Below are 7869 nucleotides of genomic sequence, written 5' to 3'. Positions count from 1 at the left end.
CAGGTCCCACTCGGCATCGGTGAGTTCGAATCGGGCAGTCATAGCGTCTGGGTAACAACCCCGACGCTACAGATCATCCCAACTCAAGATCCAAGAGACACGGCCTAGCCCCACGTTCTCACCCGACGGCAGGTCGATCGCGTACTGCGGCGGCGGGACGACGATCCGGTTCGCGGCCGTGCCCTGAGCGGCCGTGCCCTGAGCGGCCGTGCCCTGAGCGGCCGTGCCCTGAACGGCGCGTGGCGGTCAGCAGCGGGGCACGCCGGGGATGAAGCCGTCGTAGCCGGTGAGGACGTAGGCGTCGGCGATGAACCGGCCGGAGCCGATCCGGTCCCAGATGTTGCTGGTGCCGTACGTGCCGTCGACCGTCGTGCCCGTCGTCTGGCAGGCGATCGTCACGGCGGCGCCGTCGGCGACCGTGTCGACGGGGGCGTAGTTCGTGCCGGGGCCGGACCGCACGGTCAGCGGCGTGCCTGAGGTGTTCACCGTGCCGTTGGCGGAGCCGGACGGGCAGCCGTTGTCGCTGGTGTAGTTCTTCGTGCCCCAGTACAGCGCCTGGGTGCCGTTGAACTTGACTTTCACGGCGGTGCCGCCGGAGCGCTGCTCGTAGTGCAGGTGGGGGCCGGTGGAGCCGCCGGTCGTGCCGACGTAGCCGATGACCTGGCCGTAGCGCACGGTCTGGCCGACGGACACGTTGAACCTGCTCAGGTGGGCGTAGTAGGTGGTGTACCCGCCGCCGTGGTCGATCCGGACGTACTTGCCGTAGCTGGTGTTGCCGAGGTCCGTCACCCGGTCGACGGTGCCGGAGGCGCTGGCCACGACGGGGTCGCCGTCGTCGTTGGCGCGGTTGAAGTCGATGGCGTTGGCGGGGCTGTGGTCGGAGCGGGTCTGACCCGACCACACCTGGCCGCACGGGAACGGGACCTTGAACGTGGGTGCCGCGAGCGCGGCGGTCGCCGGGACGACCACGGCGGCGGCACCCACGATGACGGCGAAGGCGCGCATCATCGCGCGCCGGGACGGACGCAGATTCACCATGTGCTGCACGATATCGCCAGGTATCGATGGGTGCACCTAAAGGTTTCGGCAAGACATGAGCCACAACCATCGGTTGTGGGTGCTTACGGTGTACCGGTGGACACGGAGGCGCTGCGGTCGTTCGTCCGGGCGGCCGAGCTCGGGCAGCTGGGGCACGCGGCGATCGACCTGGGCGTGACGCAGCAGGCGGTCTCGAAGCGGATCGCCGCGCTGGAGCGGGAGCTGGGGGTGCGGTTGTTCAGCCGCACCGCCCGCGGGGTGGAGCTGACGCCCGACGGGCAGGCGTTCCTGCCGCACGCCCGGGGGATCGTCGCGGGCGTCGAGCGGGCCGTCGCCGCGGTCAGACCCGGCTCCCGGGCGCTGCGGATCGACGTGCTCGGGCTGCGCAGCGCGCAGGCGGTGGTGCTGCACGACTACTGGCGGTCGCACCCCGGCATCAACCTCGACGTGGTGACGCTGCGGGTCGACGACCCGCGGGCGGCGGTCGCCGCCGTCGAGGCCGGTGACGTGGACGCCTCGTTCCGGACTGTCACGGAACCCGGCACGCTGCCGCGCGAGCTGCGGATGATCCACGCGTTCGACTCGCCGCTGGAGCTGCTCGCCGGGCCGCGGCACCCGCTCGCCGGGGCGCGGGAGCTGACGCCGAAGCAGCTGCGCGGGCACCGGATCTGGGTGCCGGGAATCGCGCCGCGCAGCGAGTGGGCGGACTTCTACGACCAGCTGACCACCGCGTTTGACCTGCGCCTGGACGCGGCTGGCCCGCACTTCGGCGACGAGGTCCTGCTGGACGTCCTCGCCGGGTCCGCGGACGTGGCCACGCTCGTCGGGTCGCGCGACCGGTACATCTGGCCGGCCGGCCACGACCTGCGCCGCATCCCCATCGTGAACCCCGCGATCGCCTACCCGCTCTCGCTCATCCTGCCGCGGACCAATCCGCACCCGGGGCTGCGCGGGCTCGTCGCGCACCTCGAAACCCTGCCGAAGCCCGCCGCGCCGGTCTGGCGGCCGTCGTGGCCAGTGGAAGGAACCCCACATGCTCGATGACCTGCTCATGCGCATCCGCAGCGCCGAGTTCCAGGCGATGTCCGAGCGGGTGCTGCGGGTCACCGAGCTCACCTCCCGCCTGAACGTCCTGCCGTTCGACGACGAGCGGGGCAAGGCGGAGCTCTTCGAACAGATCCTCGGCCGGCCGCTGCCCGCGAAGGTGACGATCTACCCGCCGTTCTACACCGACCACGGCCTGCGCCTGGAGCTGGCGGAGCGCGTGTTCATCAACCAGAACTGCACGTTCCTCGACTACGCCGGCATCCGGCTCGGCGAGCGCGTGATGATCGGCCCGAAGGCCACGTTCATCACCGTCGGCCACCCCGTCGACCCCGCGCCGCGCCGGGAGTGGCTCACCGGCGCGCCGATCGACGTGGCCGAGAACGTGTGGATCGGCGCCGGCGCCACGATCCTGCCCGGCGTCACCATCGGCCGCGACGCCGTCATCGCCGCGGGCGCGGTCGTGGCCGACGACGTCCCGGCGGCGACCCTGGTGACCGGCCCCAAGGCCACCGTCCGCCGGCAATGGCAGGGCTAACCGCCGAGCGGGTACGGGGTCATCCTGTCGACGAACCACCGGGCGCCGTCGGGAGAGAGGTGCAGGTCGTCGACGCGCAGCAGGATGCCGTCGACGATGAGGTGGCAGGTGCCGGCCGGGCACACCGAGTCCTGCAGCGTCACCAGGGTCACGCCGGGCACCTCGTCGCGGACGGCGGCCGTGGCGAGCACGCGCGCGGCGCGGACGTTCTGGCCCTTGCCCGGCAGCAGGCCCGCGAGGCGCACCGTCGGGTCGTTCGCCGCGGCGGCGGCCGCCCCGGTCCGGCGCTGCACCGCCGCGAGCGTCGCGCCCGCACCCTCGCGGTCGCCGGACACGGCCTGCTGCTGCAGCCGGCGGGTCAGGCCGGCGACCGCCTGCAGGTCGTCCCGCAGGCCGACCGTGCGGACGGCGGCCCACCCCGCCGTGGCCAGCAGCACGAGGAGCGCAGAGCCCGCCCCACCGCGGCGCGCAGACGATGCGACCGTCGACGTTTTCGGTGATTTACGGGTGATTCATCCCCCACAGTGGACAGCCTGGGTTCCTGCCGGCGCCGTGGTGCCGGATGTGCCGTGCGCGGCCCGGATCGGGCGTGGAGCCAGGCGCGGTAGCCGCTCAGGTGCCGGGCCGGTTGCGATGCGGGTGCGGTGCGACGGTCACCGCCTGACATCGCGTCGGGTGGTTGGGCGAAACCCGTGTCCGGGCGGCCCGAGACGGCTCACGGCCAGTGACTTCGTGGCCGCGCCGGGTCATTGTTGATCTCGCGCCGCGACACGTCAGCGGCGGGAACGGAGATCCCATGCCCAGATCAGCCATGCGGCGTCGGGCGGCGGCAGGACGCCGGATTGTTGCGGCCGCCGTGGCCGCGGCCGCGACTGCTGCCGGACTCGGTGCGGCCGCGGCACCCGCACACCCCAAGGTCGGCGACGCCGGCTGGGCGTCCAGCGCCTGGCTCGGCAGCAGCGCCGGCGCGGCCGGCACGACGCTCGCCACCGTCCGCGCCGCCATCAACGCGTCCACGGGCGCGGCGGCCGGACTGACCGGCGCCGGTGTCGGTGTCGCGCTCATCGACACCGGCGTCGCCCCCGTCGCCGGCCTGCCGGCCTCACAGATCGTGAACGGGCCGGACCTGTCGTTCGAGTCGCAGGACCCCGACCTGCGCTACCTCGACACGTACGGGCACGGCACCCACATGGCCGGCATCATCGTCGGCAAGGACCCGACCACCGGCACCGTCGGCCTGGCGCCCAAGGCGAAGCTGACGTCGATCAAGGTCGGCACCGCCAACGGCGCCGTCGACGTGTCGCAGATGATCGCCGCGATCGACTGGGTGGTGGCGCACCGCAACGACGACCCCGCCAACCCGATCCGGGTCATCAACCTGTCCTACGGCACCGGCGGCACGCCGAACTCCTGGAGCGACCCGGTCCAGTACGCCGTCGAGCAGGCGTGGCTGAAGGGCATCGTCGTGGTCGCCGCGGCCGGCAACGACGGCAACAACGACCTCATGGTGAGCGACCCGGCCAGCGACCCGGCCGTCATCGCGGTCGCCGCCAGCAGCATCAAGGGCACCACCAGCGTCGCCGACGACGACTTCGCCCCGTTCACCACGATCGGCGGCAACAACCGCAGCGTCGACTTCGTCGCCCCCGGCGAGTCGATCGTCTCGCTCGCCAACCCGGGCTCCAACGTCGACCTGACGTACCCGTCGGCGCGGGTCGGCACGACGCTGCTGCGCGGCAGCGGCAGCTCGCAGGCGGCGGCCGTCACGTCGGCGGCGGTCGCGCTGCTGCTGCAGGCCCGCCCGACGCTCACCGCGGACCAGGTGAAGACCGTGCTGACGACCTCCGCCAGCTTCGTCTCCGGCCTGGCGATGACCCGCAACATCAAGGCCCTCAACCTCAACGCGGCGATCGCGTCGCAGAACCTGTACGCAACCGGCTGGAACCGCTCCAGCGGCACCGGCAAGCTCGACGACGCCCGCGGCACCAGCCGCCTCGTCCGGGACAACGTGGCGCTCAGCGGCGACAACGCCGTCTGGGGCCCGTTCAGCCCCGCTACCTGGGCCCCGCGCAGCGCCGCCCAGACGAGCTGGTCGGGCGGCACCTGGATGGGGTACCGCGTCGCCGGCGACAACTGGACCGGCACCTCCTGGGCGTCCAAGACCTGGGCGGCCGCCACCTGGACCGGCAAGCCCTGGAACGGCGCCACGACGTGGACCGACCCCGACTGGGAGGGCCACTACTGGTCGGGCCACTACTGGTCCGGGCACTACTGGTCCGGTCACTACTGGTCCAGCGACGAGTGGGCCACCGGCTCCTGGTCGTAAGCACCACCGGACGATGCGCCGGGTCCTTCAAGGGCCCGGCGCATCGCCGTGTCCACATCCAGCGGAGGCGCGCGCGTGATCCGCCGTGACCTGGCAGGCTGGGCGGGGTGATCCTTCACGAACTGCCGACGTTGGCGGTGGCGTCGGTGGCCGCGTTCGGTCTGGCGCTGTTGTCGGCGGTGGCCGGGTTCGGTGGCGGGGTGCTGCTGCTGCCGGTGTTCACGGCGTTGTTCGGCCTCCGCGTCGCGGTGCCGATGCTGACGTTGACGCAGGTGTCGAGCAACGCCTTCCGAGGCTGGCTGAACCGCCGCGAGCTGCGCTGGCGGCTGATCGGCTGGTTCGCGCTGGGTGCGGTGCCCCTCGCGGTCGCCGGTGGGCTGCTGCTGGCGCATGCGCCGCTCGGCCCGCTGAAGCGGCTGCTGGGCGTGTTCCTCATCGGCGTCGTCGTCTGGCGGCGCCGGAACCCGCAGCCGCGCAAGCCGGCCGACCACACCTTCGCCGCGGTCGGGGCGGCCTCCGGCCTGGGCTCGGCGCTGCTCGGCTCGGTCGGACCGCTGACGGCGCCGTTCTTCCTCGCCTACGGGCTGACCCGCGCGGCGTACATCGGCACCGAGGCCGTCAGCGCGCTGACGATGCACTTGTCGAAGATCGCCGCCTATGGTACCGGCGATCTGATCACGAGCCGGGTGCTGTTCGGTGCGGCGCTCACACCGGCCACCCTGACCGGCGCCTGGGTCGGTAAGAAGATCGTCGGGCGGATCAGCGACCGCGTGTTCGTCGTCCTGGTCGAGGCCGGCCTGGTCGCGGCCGGGGTGCTGTTCCTGCTCGGTTTCTGATGCGCCGATGCCGTTGCGGCAGCCCAGGACGTGCACAACGTTGTCGGACCTCGCGACGATCGCCCCGCGACGGGCAGACCCGGCGGGCGGGTCCGCGCCGGTTCATGGCGTCGGCGTCGAGGCAGGCTTCGGGCGCGCGAGAGACGCCGCGGCCGCGGCGGTGGCGAGGGGCAGGGCCAGGGCGGCGAAGCCGTACGTGAGGGCGGCGAGGGAGGCGACCGCCGCGACGAGGAGCGGGCCGCCCGCGTCGCCGAGCTCGCGGCCGAGCTCCGCGGTGCCCATCGTCTGGCCGAGGCGCTCCGGTGGCGTGCCGGCGGCGAGGGCGGCGAACCCCAGCGGGGTGATCAGACCGGTGCCGGCCCCGATCAGCGCGGCGGCGGTGAGCACCCCCGCGAGGCCCGGCAGCATCGCGCAGGCCAGGCCCGCGGCGGCGAGGGCCAGGCCGGCGGTCAGGCCCGTGCGGGTCGTGAGGCGGCCTCCGTCGAGGGCCCGGCCCGCCCACGGCTGGACGAGCGCCGCGCAGAGGGCGAGCAGCGACACGGCGGCGCCGGTGGCGACCGTGCCGAGGCCGGCGGCCCGGCCGGTGACGGGGAGGAATCCGACGCCGACGGACAGGGCGGCGGTCGCCGCGGCGAGGGCGCCGGTCGGGGCGAGGAACGCGCGGTCGGCCAGCCGGCGCGCGAGGTCCACGATGGTCTGCCGCTGCTTCGGCAGGGGAGCGACGGCGGGCACGGCGAGCACCGCCCAGGCCGCCACGACCGCGCCGAGGACCGCCAGGACGACGAACAGCAGCCGCAGCCCGCCGGCCCAGACCAGCACGCCGCCGAGCAGCGGGCCGAGGGTGTAGCCGATGGACTTGTGGAAGCCGTAGGAGCCGAACGCCCGGCCGTGCCTGGCCGCCGGGTTGAGCCGGGCGACGAGCGCGGACGCGGCGGGGGAGAACGCGGACGCGGCGGCGCCCTGGCCGAGGCGCGCGGCCCACAGCCAGCCGGGGCTGTCGGCGACGGCGTAGAGGGCGGACGCGACGGCGAAGGCGACGAGCCCGCCGAGCAGCACCGGCCGCGCGCCGGCCCGGTCCGCGAGGTTGCCGAACACCGGCTTGAGCAGGACCTCGGCGCCGTCGTACAGGGCGAGCAGGCCGCCGAGCACCAGCAGCGACGTGACCGCGTCCCCGGACAGCCCGCCGAGGTTCGCCGCGATGCCGTGCGCCCCGAAGGCGGTGGTGAAGCCGGCCGCGTACAGGGGCCACATCGCTCGGCGGGTCACCAGGTCCTCCAGGAAGTGGGAAGGTGCCGGAATCCGGCAGCCAGTATCTCCCGGTCGTGGCGAGCGGGGCGAAGGCCGGCAGCAGGGTCGTGGTGATGACCTCCGGAGCCTGGTCGAGGGTGAGGCGGCCGGCGGTGACCTCGTCCGCCGCACCGTGGATGACGTTGTGGAAGACGGCGGTCATCCAGGTCGTGGGCAGGTCGGTCCGGAACGTGCGCCGCGGTGCTCGGCCTGGCGAACGCCGCCGTTCAGCGCTCCTCGCGGTCGCCGCTGCTGCCCGCCGGGCTGCTGCGCCGCCGGCCGGTCGTCGCCGGCAACGCCGTCATGCTGGTGGCGTCCAGCCTGCTCATCGGCGGGTTCTTCCGCACGTCGATGCTGCTGCAGCACCGCTTCGGCTACTCCGCGCTGCGCACCGGGGTGCTGGTCCTGCCGGTCACCCTCGCCACGATCGTCTCGGCGCACCTGACCGGCCGGAGCCTGCAGCGCTTCGGCGCCCGGCCGGTGATGCTGGTCGCGTTCGCCCTGGCCGCCGCCGGTTTCGCGGTGCTGGCCCGGGTCGAGCCGCACGCGCAGCCCTTCAGTGCGGTGCTGCCGGGTTTCGTACTGGCGGCAGCCGGCCTCGGCGCCGGGCCGCCCGCTGGACGGCTTCACCGCCGCCTCCACCGCGGCCGCCGTGGTGGCGGCGATCGGTGCCGTCGTGCTCGCGGTCGCGTTGTCCGGCGGTCGCCCGGTCGTCACGGAAGGGCCCGTCTTCGTGCACTGACGCCGTCGGTACGTGTCGAGCGCCACCGTTGCGGCGATACCCCCTGGGGGTATAGTCG

At 73.6% G+C, this 7869-nt stretch carries 8 protein-coding genes; 4 read left to right on the top strand and 4 right to left on the bottom strand.

All coding sequences use genetic code 11. From position 1 onward, the window contains the following. Nucleotides 1-246 precede the first annotated feature (246 nt). Entirely contained in the window at nucleotides 247-1038 is a 792-nt protein-coding gene (locus ACFY3L_RS05840; protein WP_389319109.1) for a peptidoglycan DD-metalloendopeptidase family protein, read from the bottom strand. A gap of 96 nt (nucleotides 1039-1134) precedes the next feature. Here ACFY3L_RS05840 and ACFY3L_RS05835 point away from each other — a divergent pair, with 96 nt between their 5' ends. After that, complete coding sequence (locus ACFY3L_RS05835; protein WP_389319107.1) at nucleotides 1135-2082, top strand: LysR family transcriptional regulator; 948 nt, start codon at nucleotides 1135-1137, stop codon at nucleotides 2080-2082. Further along, nucleotides 2072-2620, top strand: a complete 549-nt coding sequence (locus tag ACFY3L_RS05830; protein ID WP_389319105.1) for a DapH/DapD/GlmU-related protein — start codon at nucleotides 2072-2074, stop codon at nucleotides 2618-2620. Before ACFY3L_RS05835 ends, ACFY3L_RS05830 begins: the two co-directional genes overlap by 11 nt. Here the strand turns inward: ACFY3L_RS05830 and ACFY3L_RS05825 are convergent. After that, on the bottom strand, nucleotides 2617-3057 hold the full coding sequence (locus ACFY3L_RS05825; protein WP_389319103.1) for an SGNH hydrolase domain-containing protein: 441 nt from the start codon (nucleotides 3055-3057) through the stop codon (nucleotides 2617-2619). The two genes, ACFY3L_RS05830 and ACFY3L_RS05825, sit on opposite strands and share 4 nt — an antisense overlap. A gap of 359 nt (nucleotides 3058-3416) precedes the next feature. On the opposite strand from ACFY3L_RS05825, the gene ACFY3L_RS05820 reads away from it, so the two are divergent. Beyond that, the gene (locus tag ACFY3L_RS05820) at nucleotides 3417-4946 is read left to right on the top strand and encodes a S8 family serine peptidase (protein ID WP_389319101.1); all 1530 of its coding nucleotides are present in this window, start codon (nucleotides 3417-3419) and stop codon (nucleotides 4944-4946) included. Between the two features lie 107 nt (nucleotides 4947-5053). After that, a complete protein-coding gene (locus ACFY3L_RS05815; RefSeq protein ID WP_389319099.1) occupies nucleotides 5054-5782 on the top strand; it encodes a sulfite exporter TauE/SafE family protein in 729 nt (242 codons plus the stop codon). A 102-nt stretch (nucleotides 5783-5884) separates the two neighbouring features. Here ACFY3L_RS05815 and ACFY3L_RS05810 read toward each other — a convergent pair whose 3' ends face one another. Continuing rightward, on the bottom strand, nucleotides 5885-7048 hold the full coding sequence (locus ACFY3L_RS05810) for an MFS transporter (protein WP_389319098.1): 1164 nt from the start codon (nucleotides 7046-7048) through the stop codon (nucleotides 5885-5887). 180 nt (nucleotides 7049-7228) lie between these two features. Next, complete coding sequence (locus ACFY3L_RS05805) at nucleotides 7229-7837, bottom strand: hypothetical protein (protein ID WP_389319096.1); 609 nt, start codon at nucleotides 7835-7837, stop codon at nucleotides 7229-7231. Nucleotides 7838-7869 lie beyond the last annotated feature (32 nt).

Source organism: Dactylosporangium sp. NPDC000521 (genome assembly GCF_042898305.1).
GTDB lineage: Bacteria > Actinomycetota > Actinomycetes > Mycobacteriales > Micromonosporaceae > Dactylosporangium.
Note: the sequence above shows the minus strand (reverse complement) of the source record. Positions and strands in the feature narration are given on the sequence as shown.

What these genes read in the sequence shown, in the direction of transcription:
- ACFY3L_RS05840 (WP_389319109.1), bottom strand. Translation starts at nt 1,038, where the DNA reads ATGGTGAATCTGCGTCCGTCCCGGCGCGCGATGATGCGCGCCTTCGCC.
- ACFY3L_RS05830 (WP_389319105.1), top strand. Translation starts at nt 2,072, where the DNA reads ATGCTCGATGACCTGCTCATGCGCATCCGCAGCGCCGAGTTCCAGGCG.
- ACFY3L_RS05820 (WP_389319101.1), top strand. Translation starts at nt 3,417, where the DNA reads ATGCCCAGATCAGCCATGCGGCGTCGGGCGGCGGCAGGACGCCGGATT.